A 19,585-nucleotide genomic window follows, 5' to 3' on the forward strand; every position below is an offset into this window, starting at 1 on the left:
CGCGTGTAAGATACGCCGCACTTAGCCAGGGATGCTCACCATGTTCGATTCGTTCAAAGCGATCAGCCGCCGCATTGTCGGTGCGTTATTGACTGTGGTGGGGGCCGTCTTTGGCCAATGGCATCCGCCAGTCTGGCTGCGTGCCATCGGCCGTGGGCTGGCGAACCTGGGCAGCAAAGCCCGCGCTTATCCACGTCAAACCGGTGCCGGTTTATTAGGGCTGGTCTTGCTGGCCGCCGCCGGCTTCTATGGCTGGCACTGGTATTCCAACCTGCCGCAGCCGCATACCGCGAGCTATTCGCTGCACAAACCGAACCTCACCGATTACACCCAGCAAACACCGGTTGTGGATAACTTGCAGGTGCGTTTCGGCGAGTCCGTGGCCCCGCTGGCGGCCATCGGCAAGCCGGTCACCGAGGGCATCACCCTCAAACCCGCGGTCGCGGGCACCTGGCGCTGGGCGGATGACCGCAGCCTGTTGTTCGTACCGGAAAAAGACTGGCCCATCGACGCTCATTACACCGTCGACCTGGCAAAGAAAAACCTGCTGGCCGACGGCGTGTTGCTGGACCAATACAGCACGCAGTTTTCCACCCAACCGTTCCGCGCCACCCTGGCGCAAAACGAGCTGTATCAGGACCCGTCCAATCCGACACTGAAACAGCTGGTGGCGACCTTCCATTTTTCCCACCCGGTGGATGAAGACAACCTACGCAAGCGCGTCACAGTAACCCTCGGCAAAGGCCTGGCCTACCGCGACGCCCAGTTGCCCAACCGCCCGGAAATCACCTTCGACGAGAAAAAACTCAACGCCTACGTACGCTCCGCCGCCCTGGCTACCCCACTGGAAAGCACGCCGGTCAGCGCCAAACTCGACGACGGCATCAAGGCCCGCGACGGCGGCAACGCCAGCGCCGCCCCACTGGTGGCGGAAGTCACCGTGCCCGGTCGCTATCGCCTGACCTTCACCGGGGCCGAAGTCAGCTTTGTCGACAACGCACGTGGCGAGCCGGAGCCGGTGCTGATGTTCAGCAGCTCCAGCGCCGTGGCCGACGAAACCATCGCTGGTAAGGTCCAGGCCTGGTTGCTGCCGGAAAAAGCCCAGGACGACACGCGTCCCTACAACAGCAACGACATAGATGACGCCCTGCTCGCCCGCAGCACCAAGGTCAACCTGACCCACGTGCCCAGCGTCGAACCGCTGAATACCTTGCACGCCTTCAAGTTCAAGGCCCCGGCAGGCCGTGCGGTGTATGTACGCGTGCCCGCCAACCTGGAAGCCATCGGCGGCTATCTGGCGAAGAACCCTACGGCGTCGCTGATCAGCATGCCGGCGTACCCGCGCACCCTTCAGTTCCTGTCTGACGGCGCCTTGCTCAGCCTCAACGGTGAAAAACGCCTGGGCTTTATGGCCCGTGGTGTACCCGGCGCCCATGTAGAAATCGCCCGCTTGCTGCCCAACCAGCTGCAACACCTGGTGGACCAGAGCAGCGGCAGCTTTGCCCGGCCGAATTTCGGCAATGAGTATTTCGATCGCATGGTCGAGCGTCAGTCGTTGGATATCCCGCTGTCATCCAATGACCCGGCGAAAACCGTCTACGACAATGTCGACCTCAGCCGCTACCTCACCGCCAATGGCGGCCGGCGCGGCATTTTCGTGCTCAAGCTCAGCCCGCAGGATGACCCGGCCCCGCGCACGTTCGAGTACGACCGCAGCAGCACCAGCGACCTGCGTTTTATCGTGGTGACGGACTTGGGCATCATCGCCAAGCGTTCCAGCGATGGCAGCCACGATGTGTATGTGCAGTCCATCGGCAATGGTTCGCCAGTCGCCGACGCGCAAGTCGACATCATCGGCCGCAACGGTTTGCCGGTGAGCAGCGGCCACACTGACGGCGAAGGCCACGCGCATTTCGCCAAGCTCGATGAACTGCGCCGTGAGAAAACGCCGCTGATGTATGTGGTCACTCGCGGCAATGACCAGTCGTTCCTGCCGATCGCCCGCCAGTCCCAGCAGTTGGATTTGTCGCGTTTCGACGTAGGCGGTTTGGAAGAGGACGGCGCGATTGATCGCCTCAGCGCCTACCTGTTTACCGACCGTGGCCTGTACCGGCCGGGCGAAACGGCACATCTGGGCATGATTGTGCGCAGCGGCAACTGGAAGGGCGCACTGCAAGGCTTGCCGGTGGAGCTGCAAATCACCGACCCGCGCGGGCTGGAGGTGATTCGCCAGCCGCTGAAGCTGTCCGCCAGCGGTTTTGAGACCTTTGATTTCCCCAGCAGCGAAGTCGCCCCCGCCGGGGAGTACACCGCGACCCTGCAGTTGATTGGCGAAAAGCAAACCCGCACCGACCTGGGCAGCGTCAACTTCAAGGTCCGCGACTTCGAGCCGGACCGCATGAAGGTCAGCTTGAGCCTGCATGACACGCCTGTTCAGGGTTGGATTCCACCGGACCAGGTGGTGGCCAAGGTCACCGCCATGCACCTATTCGGCGCTCCGGCATCAGGGCGTCGTGTCACCGCGAAGATGTCCCTGAGCCCGACGCTCGCAGCGTTTGACCGTTACCCGGATTACCGTTTCCGCCTCAACGATGCCCTGGAAGAGGCCAGCACCGAAGACCTGGCCGAAACCACCGTCGACGACAACGGCCAGGCCGTGCTCGACCTCAACCTGCAACGCTTCGCCAACAGCACCTACCGCCTTCAGGTGATGACCCAGGTGTTCGAGGCCGAAGGCGGCCGTAATGTCGCGGCGCAAAGTGCCTTGCTGGTGTCGTCCGCACCTTATCTGGTCGGTGTGAAAAGTCAGGATTCGCTGTCGTACGTCGCCAAGGATGCGCCGCGCCAGGTGCAATGGCTGGCCGTCGCGCCGGACCTTACGCCGGTGGCGGTGGACGGCCTGACCAGCGAAGTGGTCGAACACCGTTATGTGTCGGTGCTGGTGAAACAGTCCAACGGCACCTACAAGTACGAGTCGCGCATCAAGAACATCAGCCAGCCCGCCTCGCCGCTGGCGATGACGAAAGAAGGCGCCAAGCAGACGTTGAACACGTCAGCGCCGGGCGATTTCACCCTGCAACTGAAAGACGCCAACGGCAACCTGCTCAACCAGATCGACTACAGCGTGGCCGGACGTGGCAACACGTCGCGCTCGCTGGAACGCAATGCCGAACTGCAATTGCGCCTGGATAAACGCAGTTACGCCACCGGTGATGAGATCGCCATCAGCATTCGTGCCCCGTATACCGGTGCCGGCTTGATCACCATCGAACGCGACAAGGTCTACACCCAGCAGTGGTTCAAGGCCGACAGCACCAACAGCGTGCAGCACATACGCGTACCTGCGGGGCTTGAGGGCAATGCCTACGTCAACGTGCAGTTTGTGCGCGATATGGGTTCGGCCGAGGTGTACATGAGCCCGCTGTCCTACGGCGTGGTGCCGTTCAGCATCAACCTGGATGCCCGACGCATGGCATTGAAGGTTGAAGGCCCGGCGAAGATTGAGCCGGGGCAGACGCTGGATATCAAGGTCAACGCTGACCGTCCGGGCCGCGCTGTGGTGTACGCGGTAGACGAAGGCATCCTGCAAGTGGCGCGCTACCAGACGCCGGACCCGCTGGGCTTCTTCTTCCAGAAGCGTGCGCTGGAGGTCGGCACCAGTCAGATCCTTGACCTGATCCTGCCGGAATTCAGCCGCCTGCTCAGTGGGGCAGCGCCCGGTGGCGATACGGAAGGCGCCCTGGCCAATCATCTCAACCCGTTCAAGCGTAAACATCAGCCGCCGGTGGCTTGGTGGTCCGGGCTGGTGGACTTACCGGCCGGTGAAACCGTGCTGCATTACCAGGTGCCGGACAGTTTCAACGGCAAGCTGCACCTGTTCGCGGTGGCAGTGGACAGCGACAGTGTCGGCGTCAGCGAAGCCAATACCGAGGTGCGCGGGCCGATCGTGATCACGCCAAACGTGCCGGCCTTTGTGGCGCCGGGGGATGTGTTCAACGTCAGCGCCGGAGTGTTCAGTAACCTCGACGCGGCGGCGGACGTGAAGTTTGAAGTGCAGACCAGCGCTGGCCTGGTTGTGCAGGGCGACAAGGGCAATACCTTGTCGCTGCAACCGCGCAAGGAAGGCACAGCCGAGTTCAAGATCAAGGTCGGCGACACCCTCGGCTCGGCAGACCTGCGTTTTATCGCAGTGCTGCCGGACGGCAAACGTATCCAGGTGGCGGAAACCACCTCGATCCGCCCTCTGAGCGAACATCGCGTTGCCCTGAGCCTGGGCCGCTTCGACAGCGCCAGCAAGGAGCTCAAACCCACTCGCGAGCTGTTCAGCCAACTGCGCGACGTGCAACTGGGCGTGGCCGCCTCGCCGCTGGTATGGGCCAACGGCCTCAAGCATTACCTGGATGACTACGGCTACGCCTGCACCGAGCAACTGGTGTCCAAGGCCATGCCGGCATTGATCTGGGGCGGCAATGCACCCGAGGCCGAACAAGCGTTCGGCAGCGCGGTACGCATGCTGCGCCAACGCCAGAACCAGGCCGGCGGCTTTGGTTTGTGGGCGGCCAACCCGGACGTGGCACCATACGCCAGCCTCTACGCCACCGACTTCCTCATCGAAGCCAAGGAGCGCGGGTTGCCAGTGCCGGAGGACCTGCTGGTGCGCTCGAATGCGTATCTGACAGACCTGGCCAATGGTCCTAGCGAAGGCCTGTCGGAATTGCGCAACCGTGCCTACGCCAGTTACCTGTTGAGCCGTCAGGGGATTCTGGTAAGTGGTGCATTGAGCGATATCCGCGAACGCTACGAAAGCTACTTCAAGGACAGCTGGCAGAACGACTTGGGCGCCGCTTACCTGGCGGCCAGTTACAAGCTGCTCAAGCAGGATCGCCAGGCCGATACGCTGTTCCGCAAAATCCCATGGCGTTCGCTTGTGGATAAGTGGGACAGCGACGGCCTGTATTACGACCCGCTGGTGCACGACGCCGAACACCTGCACCTGCTGGCGCGCCACTTCCCTGAGCTGATGGACGATGTGCCCACGACGTTGCTGGATAAACTCGGCAAGCGCCTCAACGAACAGCGTTACAACTCGCTGTCGGCGGCCCTGTTGCTGCGCGCGCTGGACAACTACGGCCAGCGTGCGCAAAGCGACATGACCCTCAAGGCCACCGCTTGGCTGGGTGACAAGCAACAGCAATTGCTGGAGATGGCCGGTCAGCCGCCGCGCGCCGCCGTGCCGGGCAACACGCAAAAACTGGTGATGGAAAAATCCGACGGTCCGGCCGCGTTCTACATGCTCAGCGAAGCCGGTTTCGACAAGGGCGCCAAGCTCAAGCCGATCAATAACGGGCTGGAAATCATCCACGAATACCTCGACCTCAAGGGCGAGCCGGTGAGCAAGGTCGCCGTGGGTGATGAGTTCCTGGTGCGCCTGCGCCTGCGGGCTACCGACCGCGATCAGGTGCAGCAAGTGGCCGTGGTCGACCTGCTGCCCGGTGGCGTCGAGCCTGTGTATAACTTGCCGCCGGAGCCGGAAGCCGCCAGCAGCGAGGAAAGTGAGGGTGAAGAGTCCGAGTACGTCGAAGAAGACAGCCAGGAAGAACAAAGCTGGCAAGCGCCCATCGGTGAAACCGAACTGAGCAACTGGCAGCCGGAGTATGTGGACGTGCGTGATGATCGGGTGGTGTTGTACGGCACCGCACTGCGTGATGTCGGCACGTTCGTGTACCGCGTGCGCGCCACCAACGCCGGTACCTTCAACACGCCACCGGCCTACGCCGAAGGCATGTACGAAACCACCCTGCAAGGGCGCGGCAAAGTAGGCCAGCTTGAAATTACCAAGCCTTAAACGCCTGACGCCGCCGCTGCTCGCAGCGGTGGTGGTGCTGGCGGGGTTGCGGCTGTGGCCCCATGCCCCGCTCGAGCAGACTGTGACCTCATCGCGGGTGGTACTGGCCGACGACGGTTCGCTGCTGCGCATGACGTTGGCGGATGACGGGCAATACCGCTTATGGCTACCGCTGGAGCGGATCTCTCCTTCACTGGTCGAAGCCTTGTTGCTCAAGGAAGACCGCAATTTCTACTGGCACCCGGGGATCAATCCCCCGGCATTGCTGCGCGCCGCCATGACCACCTACAGCGGTGGCCAGCGCCAGGGCGGCTCGACCTTGAGCATGCAATTGGCACGGCGCTTGTGGGACCTGAACACACGCCAGGTGCCAGGCAAATTGCAGCAGATGGCGTTGGCGCTGTGGCTGGAAGCACGCTACAGCAAGCACGACATCCTGGAGGCCTACCTGAACCTGGCGCCCATGGGCGGCAATATCGAAGGGGCCGAGGCGGCGAGTCGTATCTATTTCGGCAAGTCGGCGGCGCAGCTGTCGTTGTCCGAGGCGCTGGCGCTGGCGGTGATTCCCCAGCAGCCAGGCCGGCGCGCACGCTTCGGGCCGTCGCTGCAAAACGCCCGCCTGCGCTTGATGAACGACTGGCGCGAGACTTATCCACAAGACCCGCGTAACGACAGTCTGCTGCAATTGCCCCTCGAAGCGCGCAACCGCCAGCAGATCCCGTTCCTGGCACCGCACCTGAGTGAACAGCTGCTGGCCTCCCAGGTCGGTAATGAACTGAACAGCACCCTCAACCTGCCGTTGCAACAATTGCTCGAACGCCTGATCACCGGCTTTATCGCCGAGCGACGCAGTACGGGTGTGGAAAACGCCACGGCGATCCTGATCGACAGCCGCGACCAGAGCGTCAAAGCGCTGGTGGGTTCGGCGGATTACTTATCCACAGGCATCCACGGGCAGGTCAACGGCGTGCTGTCGCGACGCTCGCCCGGTTCCACGCTCAAACCGTTTCTGTATGGGCTTGCGCTCGATCAAGGGGTGATCCACCCTATGAGCATCCTCAAAGACCTGCCGAGTAACTTCGGCTACTTCCAGCCAGAAAACTTCGACGGCAGTTTTGTCGGCCCGCTGACAGCGCGAGATGCCCTGATCCGTAGTCGCAACATCCCGGCAGTGTGGCTGGCCAGCCAAGTCAAGTCGCCGTCCTTGTACGGGCTGCTGCAACGCGCCGGAATCAAAGGCCTGCGCGACGAAAGCCATTACGGCCTGGCCTTGGCCCTAGGTGGCGGTGAGATGACCCCGGAAGAACTGGCGCAGCTGTATGTGATGCTGGCTGGCGATGGGCACCTGCGCCCGTTGCGCTATGTGCAGGAACAGCCCCAGACCACGGGCGCCCAACTGCTCACGCCCCAGGCGGCCTTTATGGTGCGCGACATGCTGCGGCGCAACCCACGCCCGGATGGCCTGCCGGGCCGTCACTGGCGCACCGCGTGGAAAACCGGCACCTCCTGGGGCTTTCACGATGCGTGGAGCGCCGGCCTGGTCGGCCCCTATGTGTTGGTGGTGTGGGTGGGTAACTTCGACGGCCGACCGAACCCGGCGTTTATCGGTGCCAAAACCGCTGCGCCGCTGTTCTTCCGCATCGCCGACGCCCTGCCCCTGGCCTTACCCACGGTGGTGATCAAGCCTGACAAGCCGCCCGCTGGACTGGTGCGCATCGACGTCTGCGCCGCCTCCGGTGAACTGCCCAACCGCTGGTGCCCGCAAACCCGCAAGACCTGGTACATCCCCGGCGTGTCGCCGATTCGCGTGTCCAACCTGCACCGCCCGGTGCTGATCGACACCCGCACCGGCAAGGCCGCATGCCCGCCGTTCGAGGCGCAATACACCCGCGAAGAAGTCTTCGAATTCTGGCCCAGCGACGTGCAACGCCTGTACCGCGCCGCCGGACTGCCAAGGCGCACACCGCCCAACGTGATGAAAAACTGCCAGCCCAACCGCGTCAGTGATTCAAGCGAAGCACCGCAGATCCGTTCGCCGTTGACCCAGGTGAGCTATCAGTTGCGCCTGTCCCAGCCGCAGGAAAGCATCCCGCTGAATGCCAACGCCGCCAGCGATGCGGCGATGCTGTATTGGTTTGCTGATCAAACCTTGATCGGCCAAGGCCCGCCGCAAACCACGCTGAACTGGCGGCCGGGCAAGTCGGGGGAGTATCGGTTGCGGGTTACGGATGACCAGGGGCGCAGTGCGGGTCGGGGGTTGAAGGTGGAGTTTGTGCCTTAGGAATAACTCACACGCTCGACAAGCTCGACATAGTTTGACTCTCCGCCTCCCGACGCGCCCGACAACCAGCCCCATACAAAACTCAGGGTAGGCCGCCCGGCTTGATCCAGGCCGACCCTGCCACGCGACCAACCGGACAGCAGCTCACCTTCCAAGGTCAGGCACTGATACAGCAGTTCGATGGTATCCGCACCGGTCACTCGCCCCACTTGCGTACCCAGGCGAATCCGCCCGCCCTGGTAAGTGCCGGAAATGGCATCACCTTCAACAAGGTAATGAAACACCGTACCCGCGCCAGATAGTCCTTGGGCGTTGTTGGCGACAGTGAATCGGCGATTGTTCAGACGTTGGTGGATCAGGGAGGGGGTTTGCATCGAGGTCGCGTCCTTTCGCGGTAGCCTGGAGACCCGGGCGGGTCTCCAGGGCGTAGCGGGTTACTCCACCGTCACCGACTTCGCCAGGTTGCGCGGCTGGTCCACGTCGGTGCCCTTGAGCACGGCAACGTAGTACGACAGCAGTTGCAGCGGGATGGTGTAGAGGATCGGCGACAGGGTGTCATTGATGTGCGGCATGTTGATGACGTGGGTGCCTTCACCGTTGGTCATGCCGGCTTTCTCATCGGCGAACACCACCAGCTGGCCACCACGGGCGCGGACTTCCTGCAGGTTGGATTTGAGTTTTTCCAACAGTTCGTTGTTCGGCGCCACGGTGACCACCGGCATGTCGTCATCCACCAGGGCCAATGGGCCGTGTTTGAGCTCACCGGCCGGGTAGGCTTCGGCGTGGATGTACGAAATTTCCTTGAGCTTGAGTGAGCCTTCCATCGCCACTGGGTATTGCGCGCCACGGCCAAGGAACAGGGTGTGGTTCTTGTCGGCGAACAGTTCGGCGACTTTTTCCACGGTGCTGTCCATTGCCAGGGCTTCACCCAGGCGGGTTGGCAGGCGACGCAGTTCTTCGACCAGGGTCGCTTCGACGCCTTCGGCCAGGGTGCCGCGAACCTGGCCCAGGGACAGGGTGAGCAACAACAGGCCAACCAGTTGGGTGGTGAAAGCTTTGGTGGAGGCCACGCCGATTTCGCGACCGGCCTGGGTCAGCAAGGTCAGGTCGGATTCGCGCACCAGGGAGCTGATGCTGACGTTGCAGATGGCCAGGCTGGCCAGGAAGCCCAGCTCCTTGGCATTGCGCAGGGCCGCCAGGGTGTCGGCGGTTTCGCCGGACTGGGAGATGGTCACGAACAGGGTGTCGGGTTGCACCACCACCTTGCGGTAGCGGAACTCACTGGCGACTTCCACCTGGCACGGGATGCCGGCCAGTTCTTCCAGCCAGTAACGGGCAACCATGCCGGCGTGGTAGCTGGTACCGCAGGCCACGATCTGCACGTTGCGCACTTTGGCGAACAGTTCGGCAGCCTGCGGACCGAAGGCGTTGACCAGTACCTGGTTCTGGCTCAGGCGACCTTCCAGGGTGCGTTGCACCACGGCTGGCTGCTCGTGGATTTCCTTGAGCATGAAGTGGCGGTATTCACCTTTGTCGGCGGCTTCGGCACCGTCGCGGTATTGCACGGCTTCGCGCTCGACGGATTGACCGTTAACGTCCCAGATCTGCACGCTTTCACGGCGGATGTCGGCGATATCGCCTTCTTCCAGGTACATGAAGCGGTCGGTGACCTGGCGCAGGGCCAGTTGGTCGGAGGCGAGGAAGTTTTCACCCAGGCCCAGGCCGATCACCAACGGGCTGCCACTGCGGGCGGCAACCACGCGGTCGGGCTGGCTGGCGCTGACCACGGCCAGGCCATAGGCGCCGTGCAGTTCCTTGACCGTGGCCTTCAGGGCGACGGTCAGGTCGCCAAGGTCCTTGAGTTTATGGTTGAGCAGGTGAGCGATGACTTCGGTGTCGGTGTCCGAGGTGAACACATAACCCAAGCCTTTGAGTTGTTCACGCAGCACTTCGTGGTTTTCGATGATGCCGTTATGGACCACCGCCAGGTCACCGGAGAAGTGCGGGTGGGCATTGCGTTCGCACGGCGCACCGTGGGTCGCCCAACGGGTGTGGGCAATCCCCAGGCGACCGACCAGCGGCTCGCCAAGCAGGGCTTGCTCCAACTCGCTGACCTTGCCCGGGCGGCGCATGCGCTCGAGCTTGCCGGCATTGGTGAAGACGGCCACACCGGCGCTGTCATAGCCACGGTATTCCAGGCGCTTGAGGCCTTCGAGCAGGATGGCGGTTACGTTACGTTCAGCGACTGCGCCTACGATGCCACACATGGTGTTTCTCCTAGATGATTGCCGCGCATATCAGCGTAATGCCGCGGGCTTGGATCTGGTCGCGGGCCTCAAGCGGCAGGCGATCATCGGTGATAAGGGTATGGACGCTGCTCCAGGGCAGTTCCAGGTTGGGAATCTTGCGGCCGATCTTGTCCGATTCGACCATCACCACCACTTCACGGGCGACCTCGGCCATGACACGGCTCAGGCCCAGCAATTCGTTGAAGGTGGTGGTACCACGCTGCAAATCGATGCCGTCGGCGCCGATGAACAGTTGATCAAAGTCGTAGGATCGCAGCACTTGCTCGGCGACCTGGCCCTGAAACGAATCCGAATGCGGGTCCCAGGTGCCGCCGGTCATCAACAACACCGGCTCGTGTTCCAGTTCGCTCAAGGCGCTGGCCACGTGCAGGGAGTTGGTCATCACCACCAGGCCGGGCTGGTGGCCCAGCTCGGGGATCATCGCGGCGGTGGTGCTGCCGCTGTCGATAATGATGCGTGCGTGTTCGCGCAGGCGCATGACCGCAGCACGCGCAATCGCACGCTTGTAGACCGACACCGGTTGAGTGGCATCGCCCACCAGCTCCTGAGGCATGGTGATTGCGCCACCGTAGCGGCGCAGCAACAGGCCGTTGCTTTCCAGCGCGGCCAGGTCCTTGCGGATGGTGACTTCCGAGGTTTCGAAACGCTTGGCCAATTCGTCCACGCTGACTTCGCCCTGTTCATTGAGCAAGGTCAGGATGTTGTGGCGCCGTTGGGGTGTATTTCGTTTCGACATGGCGATGATAAGTTTCGTTTCGAAAGATAACGAAGGCAATCAAAACCTATCGGCGAAAGATCGTCAAGCAGCAAACCTCATTTTTTCAAGCTATACAAAACAAATGTGGGAGGGGGCTTGCTCCCGATCGCGGCAGATCAGTCAACTTTGCATCGACTGAACCACCGCCATCGGGAGCAAGCCCCCTCCCACATTGGCGTTATGCTGCCTGTGAAATTGTGGATAACTCAGGTCTTTTTGATTTTGACCGGGCGTTTCCAGCCGTCGATATTGCGTTGGCGGGCGCGGGCTACGGCCAGTTGGGACTTATCCACATCCTGGTTGATGGTTGAGCCCGCGGCAGTGTTCGAACCATCACCGATAGTCACTGGCGCAATCAACGAGTTATTCGAGCCGATAAATACGTCCTCACCAATAGTGGTCTGGTACTTGTTGGCACCGTCGTAGTTGCAGGTGATTGCGCCAGCGCCGATGTTGCTGCGAGCACCGATCACGGCATCACCGAGATAGGCCAAGTGGCCGGCCTTCGCATCGTCACCCATTTTCGCGTTTTTCAGCTCGACGAAATTGCCAACGTGCGCCCTGGCGCCCATCACTGTCCCCGGACGCAGCCGCGCAAACGGGCCGGCATCGCTGCCCTCCCCCATTACGGCGCCATCGATATGGCTGTTGGCCTTGATCACCGCCCCCTTGCGCAGGGTACTGTCCTTGATCACACAGTTAGGGCCGATCACCACGTCGTCTTCGATGATCACACGGCCTTCGAGGATCACGTTGATATCGATCAGCACATCGCGACCCACGCTGACTTCTCCGCGCACATCGAAGCGTGCCGGGTCGCGCAGGGTCACACCCTGGGCCATCAGGCGACGACCTTCGCGCAACTGATAGTGGCGTTCAAGCTCTGCAAGCTGCTTACGGTCGTTGGCGCCCTGCACTTCCATCGGGTCGTGGGGTTGTTCGGTGGCGACCAGCAGGCCATCGCTCACGGCCATCTCGATGACATCGGTGAGGTAGTACTCGCCTTGGGCATTGTTGTTGGACAGACGGCTCATCCAGTCAGCGAGCTTATTGGCCGGTACTGCAAGAATGCCGGTGTTGCCTTCGGTGATCGCGCGTTGGGCCTCGCTTGCGTCCTTGTGCTCCACGATAGCCGCGACCTTGCCGTCGGCATTACGCACGATGCGCCCATAGCCGGTAGGGTCGTCCAGTTCGACGGTCAGCAGGCCCATCTGGCCAGGCACGACGTGCTTGAGGAGGCGTTGCAGGGTTTCCACTTCGATCAACGGTACGTCGCCGTAGAGGATCAACACCGTATCGGCGGTGATGAACGGCACCGCCTGCGCAGTGGCGTGGCCGGTACCCAATTGCTTGTCTTGGAGAACGAAATTCAAGTCGTCTGCGGCGAGGCGTTCACGCACCACGTCCGCACCGTGACCGATCACCACGTGAATGCGCTGTGGGTCGAGTTGTCGAGCGCTGTGGATAACATGGCCAAGCATGGAGTTGCCGGCAACCGGGTGCAGCACCTTGGGCAGGGCCGAACGCATACGGGTGCCCTGGCCTGCGGCGAGAATGACGATTTCAAGAGACATGAATGGCTACCAATCCTGGGCGGTCCGGCGTCAGACCAACGAAGTGTTTTGCTGAAAAAGAAAAAGGGTAGCCGAGGCTACCCTTTTTAATCAATCGCGCATGAAGCATGACGGCGTGGCCGCTTACTTCTTACGGATCTGCTGGAGCGTGCGCAGCTGAGCTGCAGCCTCAGCCAGACGTACAGCAGCAGCGCTGTAGTCGAAGTCCGCACCCTTTTCGTTCAGGGCTTTCTCGGCAGCCTTGACGGCTTCCTGAGCGGAGGCTTCATCCAGGTCGCCAGCACGTTGCACAGTGTCGGCAAGTACCTTGACCATGTTCGGCTGAACCTCGAGGAAACCACCAGAGATGTAAAACACCTCTTTTTCCCCGCCTTGCTTGGTCAGCGTGATCGGACCTGGCTTCAAGCTGGTGATCAACGGCGCGTGGCCCATGGCAATACCCAGGTCACCCAGGTCGCCGTGTGCAATCACCATTTCTACCAGACCGGAGAAGATTTCCCCTTCCGCGCTGACGATATCGCAATGGACTGTCATAGCCATCTGATTGCCTCAACCTGATGAGCGCCCGTTGCCGGGCGCTTGGATTACAGTTTCTTGGCTTTCTCGATCGCTTCTTCGATGCCGCCGACCATGTAGAACGCTTGTTCTGGCAGGTGGTCGTAGTCACCGTTGAGGATGCCTTTGAAGCCAGCAATGGTGTCTTTCAGGGAAACGTATTTACCCGAGGCACCGGTGAAGACTTCAGCCACGAAGAACGGCTGCGACAAGAAGCGCTGGATCTTACGAGCGCGAGATACCAACTGCTTGTCGGTTTCCGACAGCTCGTCCATACCCAGGATCGCAATGATGTCCTTCAGTTCTTTGTAACGCTGCAGCACGTACTGAACGCCGCGAGCGGTGTCGTAGTGCTCCTGGCCGATCACGTTCGGGTCCAGCTGGCGCGAAGTCGAGTCGAGTGGATCGACCGCTGGGTAGATACCCAGGGAAGCGATGTCACGGGACAGTACGACGGTGGCGTCCAAGTGGGCGAAGGTGGTCGCAGGCGACGGGTCGGTCAAGTCATCCGCAGGTACGTATACCGCTTGGATCGAAGTGATCGAACCTTCCTTGGTCGAAGTGATACGTTCTTGCAGAACGCCCATCTCTTCAGCCAGGGTCGGCTGGTAACCTACTGCCGAAGGCATACGGCCCAGCAGTGCGGATACTTCAGTACCGGCCAGGGTGTAACGGTAGATGTTGTCGACGAACAGCAGAACGTCGTTACCTTCGTCACGGAACTTCTCGGCCATGGTCAGGCCAGTCAGTGCTACGCGCAGACGGTTTCCCGGCGGCTCGTTCATCTGACCGTAAACCAGTGCCACTTTGTCCAGAACGTTGGAGTCCTTCATCTCGTGGTAGAAGTCGTTACCCTCACGAGTACGCTCACCCACACCAGCGAACACGGAATAACCGCTGTGCTCGATGGCGATGTTACGGATCAGTTCCATCATGTTTACGGTCTTGCCTACACCGGCACCACCGAACAGACCGACTTTACCGCCCTTGGCGAACGGGCAAACCAGGTCGATAACCTTGATGCCGGTTTCCAGCAGGTCGTTGCCGCCAGCTTGTTCGGCGAACGAAGGTGCTGGACGGTGAATGCCCCAGCGCTCTTCGGTGTCGATCGGGCCAGCTTCGTCAATCGGGTTGCCCAGTACGTCCATGATCCGGCCCAGGGTCGCTTTACCGACTGGTACGGAGATGGCAGCGCCAGTGTCGACAACGTCCAGACCGCGCTTCAAGCCTTCGGTGGAACCCATCGCAATGGTACGAACTACGCCGTCGCCCAGCTGCTGCTGAACTTCCAGAGTAGTTTCCGCGCCTTGTACTTTCAGCGCGTTGTAGATGCTCGGTACGCTGTCGCGTGGAAATTCCACGTCGATAACGGCGCCGATGATTTGAACGATACGTCCGCTACTCATAGCTGGATCCTCTGAATATTTGAACCGTTAAACCGCGGCAGCGCCGCCGACGATTTCCGAGATCTCTTGGGTGATCGCAGCCTGACGCGCCTTGTTGTAGATCAACTGCAAATCGCTGATCAGATCACCGGCGTTATCGGTAGCGTTTTTCATCGCGATCATCCGCGCCGCTTGTTCAGCTGCGTTGTTCTCGACCACCGCCTGGTACACCTGCGACTCCACGTAGCGCACCATCAAGCCGTCAAGCAGCTCTTTGGCGTCTGGTTCGTAGAGGTAGTCCCAGTGGTGCTTGAGTTCCTGATCCGGAGTCGCCACCAGTGGAATCAATTGCTCCACGGTTGGCTGCTGGGTCATGGTGTTGATGAACTTGTTGGATACCACGGACAGGCGGTCAATCCGGCCTTCCAGGTACGCATCCAGCATCACCTTCACACTGCCGATCAAATCATTGATCGACGGCTCTTCACCCAGGTGGCTGATAGCTGCAACGACGTTACCGCCGAAGTTACGGAAAAAGGCCGCACCCTTGCTACCAACAACACACAGATCGATCTCGACGCCGTTTTCGCGGTTTACCGCCATGTCCTTGACCAGGGCCTTGAACAGGTTGGTATTCAAACCACCGCACAAACCACGGTCACTGCTCACTACCACATAACCCACACGCTTGACGGCGCGTTCGATCATGAACGGGTGGCGGTATTCCGGGTTGGCGTTGGCCAGATGCCCAATTACCTGGCGGATACGTTCCGCATAAGGACGGCTAGCAGCCATGCGCATTTGTGCCTTGCGCATTTTGCTGACCGCCACTTTTTCCATGGCGCTGGTAATTTTTTGCGTGCTTTTGATGCTCGCAATCTTACTGCGAATCTCTTTTGCGCCTGCCATGTAACACCTATCAGGTTAGCAAGCGGGAGCCTTGCGGCTCCCGCTGCGGCTTACCAGGTTTGGGTGGCCTTGAACTTCTCGATACCGGCTTTCATGCCAGCGTCGATATCGTCATTGAAGTCACCCTTCACGTTGATCTTCGCCATCAATTCGGCGTGATCGCGGTTGAAGTAAGCAATCAGCGCTTGTTCAAAGCTGCCGACCTTGGCGATTTCAACGTCGGTCAGGAACCCACGCTCAGCGGCATACAGCGACAACGCCATGTCAGCGATCGACATTGGGGCGTATTGCTTCTGCTTCATCAGCTCGGTAACGCGCTGACCATGCTCAAGTTGCTTACGGGTCGCTTCGTCCAGGTCAGAAGCGAACTGGGCGAATGCCGCCAGTTCACGGTACTGAGCCAGAGCGGTACGGATACCACCGGAGAGCTTCTTGATGATCTTGGTCTGAGCGGCACCACCCACACGGGATACCGAAACACCGGCGTTCACTGCAGGGCGGATGCCCGAGTTGAACATGGCCGATTCCAGGAAGATCTGACCGTCGGTGATGGAAATCACGTTGGTCGGAACGAACGCGGAAACGTCGCCAGCCTGGGTTTCGATGATCGGCAGTGCGGTCAGGGAACCGGTTTTGCCGGTCACTGCGCCGTTGGTGAACTTCTCTACGTATTCTTCCGAAACGCGGGATGCGCGCTCCAGCAGACGGGAGTGGAGATAGAACACGTCGCCTGGGTAGGCTTCACGGCCTGGTGGACGGCGCAGCAGCAGGGAAATCTGGCGGTAAGCCACTGCTTGCTTGGACAGATCGTCATAAACGATCAGCGCGTCTTCACCGCGGTCGCGGAAGAATTCACCCATGGTGCAACCGGAGTACGGTGCCAGGAATTGCAGCGCAGGAGATTCCGAAGCACTGGCAGCCACGATGATCGTGTTGGCCAGGGCGCCGTTTTCTTCCAGCTTGCGAACCACGTTGGCGATGGTCGATTGCTTCTGACCGATGGCTACGTAGACGCAGAAAATGCCGCTGTTCTTCTGGTTGATGATCGCGTCGATCGCCAGAGCGGTTTTACCGATCTGACGGTCACCGATGATCAGCTCACGCTGGCCACGGCCGACAGGGATCATGGCATCGACAGCCTTGTAGCCAGTCTGTACAGGCTGGTCTACCGACTTACGCCAGATCACGCCTGGAGCAACTTTCTCGACCGCGTCGGTCTCGGTGTTGCCCAGTGGACCTTTACCGTCAACAGGGTTACCCAGTGCGTCGACTACGCGACCCAGCAGTTCCTTACCAACCGGAACCTCCAGGATGCGGCCGGTGCACTTGGCGCTCATGCCTTCAGCCAGACTGGTGTACGCGCCCAATACAACGGCACCTACGGAGTCTTGCTCCAGGTTGAGGGCCATACCGTAGACGCCGCCCGGAAACTCGATCATCTCGCCGTACATAACGTCGGCCAGACCGTGAATCCGCACGATGCCGTCAGATACGCTGACGACAGTGCCTTCGTTACGGGCTTGGGAGGTCACATCGAGCTTGTCGATGCGGCCCTTGATAATTTCACTTATTTCGGAAGGATTGAGTTGCTGCATTGCTCTGCTGCCCCTTCAAACTCAAGATTTCAATGCTTCGGCAAGTTTCGCGATTTTGCCGCGAATCGAGCCATCGATAACCAGGTCGCCGGCACGGATAACAACACCACCAATCAGGGATGCGTCCTCCGAAGCTTGCAGGCGCACTTCCCGATTGAGTCGTGCACTGAGAACCTTGGCGAGTTTGTCTTGCTGTTCTTGGTTCAATGCAAAAGCACTGGTCACTTCAACGTCTACCGATTTCTCTGCTTCGGCCTTGTACAGGTCGAACAGAGCGGCAATCTCCGGCAAAAGCGGGAGACGGTCGTTTTCGGCAACGACGTGGATGAAGTTCTGCACTTTCACATCAAACTTGTCGCCGCACACTTCAATAAAAGTGGCGGCCTTGTCTGCGCTCGTCAGGCGCGGGGCCTTGAGCACGCGCTGCATGGTGTCGTCTTGCGACACTGCTGCAGCCAGGCCGAGCATGGCTGACCAAGAGGCCAGCTGCTGGTGGGCCTGGGCGTGCTCGAAGGCTGCCTTAGCGTAAGGTCGGGCCAACGTGGTCAGTTCTGCCATGATCGCCCTCGCTTAAATTTCAGCAGCCAGTTTGTTAACCAGCTCCGCGTGCGCGTTTTGATCGATTGTGGCACCGAGGATCTTCTCAGCACCGCCGACCGCCAGAGCACCCAGTTGGGCACGCAGCGCGTCTTTGACGCCGTTCAGTTCCTGTTCGATCTCGGCATGAGCCGAAGCCTTCACACGGTCAGCTTCGACGCGGGCTTTTTCAACAGCCTCTTCGACGATCTGGTTACCGCGCTTCTTGGCTTGCTCAATGATTTCAGCTGCCTGTGCTTTAGCATCGCGCAGTTGATGACCCACTTTCTCTTGGGCCAACTCCAGGTCGCGAGCTGCACGGCTGGCAGCGTCCAAGCCATCAGCGATCTTCTTCTGACGTTCGTGCAAAGCCGCGATGACCGGAGGCCACACGAACTTCATGCAAAACACTACAAAAATGAAGAACGCAACGGATTGGCCAATCAGGGTTGCATTAATGTTCACGCCAACACCTCGCTCATTCGTTGTCCATCACTCCAATCAACTCGAAAATTCGAGTGATTAGCCAGCGAGTTGACCAACGAAGGGGTTCGCGAAGGTGAAGAACAGAGCGATACCAACGCCGATCATGGTCACGGCGTCGAGCAGGCCGGCGACGATGAACATTTTAACTTGCAGCATTGGAACCATTTCTGGTTGACGCGCTGCGCCTTCCAGGAATTTGCCGCCCAGCAGGCCGAAACCAATGGCAGTACCCAGGGCGCCCAGGCCGATCAACAGTGCAACAGCGATAGCGGTTAGACCAACTACAGTTTCCATCTTTCCTCCCGACTTTTACGTCGTATGGTTTAGGTTTTTTAGATTTTAAAGCGGTAAAACAAATCGTTTCATAGCCCTGGTGGGCCACCTTCCCGTTTCACCGGGAAGGACATCAGACTAGTCGAGACTGGTCTTAATGGTTCTCTTCGTGTGCCATCGACAGGTAGACGATGGTCAGCATCATGAAGATGAAGGCCTGCAGGGTAATGATCAGGATGTGGAACACAGCCCACGCCCACTGCAGAACCACGCCCAGGCCGCTAAGCCAGAGCAGACCACTGCCGAACATCACAGCGATCAGAATGAACACCAGCTCGCCGGCATACATGTTGCCGAACAGTCGCAGCGCCAGGGAAATCGGCTTGGCGATCAGGGTCACGAATTCCAGCAGGAAGTTCACCGGAATCAGCAGGGCTTGAACGAAGATGTTCTTGCTGCCGAACGGGTGCAGGGTCAGTTCGCCGATAAAGCCGCCGATGCCCTTGACCTTGATGCTGTAGAAAATGATCAACGCAAACACCGACAGGGCCATGCCCAGGGTGGCGTTAGGGTCAGTCGTCGATACGGCACGGAATGGAATGTGCGCATCGCCCGTAATCAGGATGGCCAACTGAGGAATCCAGTCGACCGGGATCAGGTCGACGGCGTTCATCAGGAACACCCAGACGAAGATGGTCAGTGCCAACGGTGCAATCACCGGGCTACGGCCATGGAAGCTGTCTTTCACGCTGCCATCGACGAATTCGACCAGTACTTCAACGAAGTTCTGCAAAGCACCTGGCTGACCGGACGTTGCCTTCTTTGCCGCCATGCGGAAAATCAGGACGAAGATCAGACCCAATGCGACCGACCAGCCCAGAGTGTCCAGGTGGAAAGCCCAGAAGCCCATTTCTTTGGCCTCTGCTGCGGAGTGGGCAAAGCCCCAGCCGCCATTAGGAAGCTGACCGAAGGTCAGGTTCTGCAAGTGGTGCTGGATATAGCCCGAAGCGGTTGTTTCTGCCATGGTTGCCTCAAACGCC

Annotated in this window: 14 protein-coding genes; 2 read left to right on the forward strand and 12 right to left on the reverse strand. The window is 60.2% G+C overall.

Annotation, left to right across the window (positions count from 1 at the left end):
- Positions 1-40 precede the first annotated feature (40 nt).
- Positions 41-5,845 carry an MG2 domain-containing protein gene (locus K7431_RS08345; RefSeq protein ID WP_015886638.1) on the forward strand — a complete coding sequence of 1,935 codons (5,805 nt, stop codon included), beginning with the start codon at positions 41-43 and terminating at the stop codon, positions 5,843-5,845.
- Complete coding sequence (gene pbpC / locus K7431_RS08350; protein WP_015886639.1) at positions 5,826-8,126, forward strand: penicillin-binding protein 1C; 2,301 nt, start codon at positions 5,826-5,828, stop codon at positions 8,124-8,126. Before K7431_RS08345 ends, pbpC begins: the two co-directional genes overlap by 20 nt.
- Here pbpC and K7431_RS08355 read toward each other — a convergent pair.
- From K7431_RS08355 to atpB, 12 genes are all read right to left on the reverse strand, one after another.
- Complete coding sequence (locus tag K7431_RS08355) at positions 8,123-8,500, reverse strand: hypothetical protein (RefSeq protein ID WP_015886640.1); 378 nt, start codon at positions 8,498-8,500, stop codon at positions 8,123-8,125. The two genes, pbpC and K7431_RS08355, sit on opposite strands and share 4 nt — an antisense overlap.
- 60 nt (positions 8,501-8,560) lie before the next feature.
- Entirely contained in the window at positions 8,561-10,393 is a 1,833-nt protein-coding gene (gene glmS, locus K7431_RS08360) for a glutamine--fructose-6-phosphate transaminase (isomerizing) (protein ID WP_015886641.1), read from the reverse strand.
- A 10-nt stretch (positions 10,394-10,403) separates the two neighbouring features.
- Positions 10,404-11,171, reverse strand: a complete 768-nt coding sequence (locus K7431_RS08365) for a DeoR/GlpR family DNA-binding transcription regulator (protein WP_015886642.1) — start codon at positions 11,169-11,171, stop codon at positions 10,404-10,406.
- 227 nt (positions 11,172-11,398) lie between these two features.
- Positions 11,399-12,766 carry a bifunctional UDP-N-acetylglucosamine diphosphorylase/glucosamine-1-phosphate N-acetyltransferase GlmU gene (gene glmU, locus K7431_RS08370; protein WP_015886643.1) on the reverse strand — a complete coding sequence of 456 codons (1,368 nt, stop codon included), beginning with the start codon at positions 12,764-12,766 and terminating at the stop codon, positions 11,399-11,401.
- A 123-nt stretch (positions 12,767-12,889) separates the two neighbouring features.
- Positions 12,890-13,306: a F0F1 ATP synthase subunit epsilon gene (locus K7431_RS08375; protein ID WP_015886644.1), complete on the reverse strand. Its 417-nt coding sequence runs from the start codon at positions 13,304-13,306 to the stop codon at positions 12,890-12,892.
- A gap of 44 nt (positions 13,307-13,350) precedes the next feature.
- A complete protein-coding gene (gene atpD / locus K7431_RS08380; protein WP_015886645.1) occupies positions 13,351-14,727 on the reverse strand; it encodes a F0F1 ATP synthase subunit beta in 1,377 nt (458 codons plus the stop codon).
- Between the two features lie 27 nt (positions 14,728-14,754).
- Positions 14,755-15,615, reverse strand: coding sequence for a F0F1 ATP synthase subunit gamma (gene atpG, locus K7431_RS08385; protein WP_003195829.1), 861 nt, complete (start codon positions 15,613-15,615; stop codon positions 14,755-14,757).
- Between the two features lie 50 nt (positions 15,616-15,665).
- Positions 15,666-17,210, reverse strand: coding sequence for a F0F1 ATP synthase subunit alpha (gene atpA, locus K7431_RS08390; RefSeq protein WP_003177064.1), 1,545 nt, complete (start codon positions 17,208-17,210; stop codon positions 15,666-15,668).
- Positions 17,211-17,231: 21 nt separating this feature from the next.
- Positions 17,232-17,768 carry a F0F1 ATP synthase subunit delta gene (locus K7431_RS08395; protein WP_015886646.1) on the reverse strand — a complete coding sequence of 179 codons (537 nt, stop codon included), beginning with the start codon at positions 17,766-17,768 and terminating at the stop codon, positions 17,232-17,234.
- A 12-nt stretch (positions 17,769-17,780) separates the two neighbouring features.
- A complete protein-coding gene (locus tag K7431_RS08400; RefSeq protein WP_015886647.1) occupies positions 17,781-18,251 on the reverse strand; it encodes a F0F1 ATP synthase subunit B in 471 nt (156 codons plus the stop codon).
- A 57-nt stretch (positions 18,252-18,308) separates the two neighbouring features.
- On the reverse strand, positions 18,309-18,566 hold the full coding sequence (gene atpE / locus K7431_RS08405; RefSeq protein WP_002555987.1) for a F0F1 ATP synthase subunit C: 258 nt from the start codon (positions 18,564-18,566) through the stop codon (positions 18,309-18,311).
- A 133-nt stretch (positions 18,567-18,699) separates the two neighbouring features.
- Positions 18,700-19,569, reverse strand: coding sequence for a F0F1 ATP synthase subunit A (atpB, locus tag K7431_RS08410; protein WP_015886648.1), 870 nt, complete (start codon positions 19,567-19,569; stop codon positions 18,700-18,702).
- Positions 19,570-19,585 lie beyond the last annotated feature (16 nt).

The organism is Pseudomonas fluorescens group sp. (assembly GCF_020093335.1).
Classification (GTDB): domain Bacteria; phylum Pseudomonadota; class Gammaproteobacteria; order Pseudomonadales; family Pseudomonadaceae; genus Aquipseudomonas; species Aquipseudomonas petroselini.

Bases quoted from the DNA above. Each gene is read 5' to 3' on its own strand.
- atpA (WP_003177064.1), bottom strand. From the start codon at position 17,210: ATGCAGCAACTCAATCCTTCCGAAATAAGTGAAATTATCAAGGGCCGC.
- K7431_RS08375 (WP_015886644.1), bottom strand. From the start codon at position 13,306: ATGGCTATGACAGTCCATTGCGATATCGTCAGCGCGGAAGGGGAAATC.
- K7431_RS08365 (WP_015886642.1), bottom strand. From the start codon at position 11,171: ATGTCGAAACGAAATACACCCCAACGGCGCCACAACATCCTGACCTTG.
- K7431_RS08395 (WP_015886646.1), bottom strand. From the start codon at position 17,768: ATGGCAGAACTGACCACGTTGGCCCGACCTTACGCTAAGGCAGCCTTC.
- K7431_RS08345 (WP_015886638.1), top strand. From the start codon at position 41: ATGTTCGATTCGTTCAAAGCGATCAGCCGCCGCATTGTCGGTGCGTTA.
- K7431_RS08355 (WP_015886640.1), bottom strand. From the start codon at position 8,500: ATGCAAACCCCCTCCCTGATCCACCAACGTCTGAACAATCGCCGATTC.
- atpE (WP_002555987.1), bottom strand. From the start codon at position 18,566: ATGGAAACTGTAGTTGGTCTAACCGCTATCGCTGTTGCACTGTTGATC.
- glmS (WP_015886641.1), bottom strand. From the start codon at position 10,393: ATGTGTGGCATCGTAGGCGCAGTCGCTGAACGTAACGTAACCGCCATC.
- atpD (WP_015886645.1), bottom strand. From the start codon at position 14,727: ATGAGTAGCGGACGTATCGTTCAAATCATCGGCGCCGTTATCGACGTG.
- glmU (WP_015886643.1), bottom strand. From the start codon at position 12,766: ATGTCTCTTGAAATCGTCATTCTCGCCGCAGGCCAGGGCACCCGTATG.
- atpG (WP_003195829.1), bottom strand. From the start codon at position 15,615: ATGGCAGGCGCAAAAGAGATTCGCAGTAAGATTGCGAGCATCAAAAGC.
- atpB (WP_015886648.1), bottom strand. From the start codon at position 19,569: ATGGCAGAAACAACCGCTTCGGGCTATATCCAGCACCACTTGCAGAAC.